The 654-nt window shown below is 56.9% G+C and carries 1 protein-coding gene; it reads right to left on the bottom strand.

Translation table 11 applies throughout. The features are described from left to right. A partial coding sequence (locus ACR0B3_RS24435) for an efflux RND transporter permease subunit (RefSeq protein ID WP_480811302.1) occupies nucleotides 1-654 on the bottom strand: 654 nt, incomplete at both ends.

Here is a 654-nt window from a genome sequence, read left to right as displayed (position 1 = left end):
CATCCGATCAAGCAAAATCCCGCGCGTGACCAATTGCACCATAGCGCCCACTGTGGCCACATTCGCACCATAGCGGCCTGCGGCCTCGACATCGACATTGATCTGCCAATCAATCCCCGGAAGGGGCAGCGTATCTTCGATGAGGGTCAGCCCCTCGAGGTTCTCGAAATAGGCATGAACGTCCGCCGTTGCTTGCTGAAGTTGCGCCCAATCATCGCCTGTTAGTTCGAGATCAATCGGCTTGCCGTTGGCAGGGCCATTGGCCTGCTCGAATATCTCGGTATGGATGCCGGGAATGGTGTCCAACTCCGCTTGGATCGCATCAAGAATGATATTGCCATCGGCCCGCGTTCCCCAAGGGGCGAGGTCGATTTGAACCTGACCGATTGTGTCCTCAGGGGCGCTTGCGCCGCCTGTGTTATTGTTCAATCCGCCATCACCTGAAAAGGCAAAGACATCGCGCACGCCCTCAAAGCCAAGCACCCGCGCCTCGACCTGTGCGACCAAAGCGTCTTTTTCTTCGACCGACAGATTGCCGCGCGCGCGCACATAGACAATTGCGTTTTCAGGCTCGGTCTCCACGAAGAAATCCACGCCGTTATTGTTGGCCCCGTAATAGCTGAAGGTCACGACAACAAAGCCCAAAACCGCGGC

This window comes from Ruegeria sp. CE9 (genome assembly GCF_056537425.1).
The sequence above is the reverse complement of the archived record's forward strand: the minus strand, read 5'-3'. Positions and strand labels throughout refer to the sequence as shown.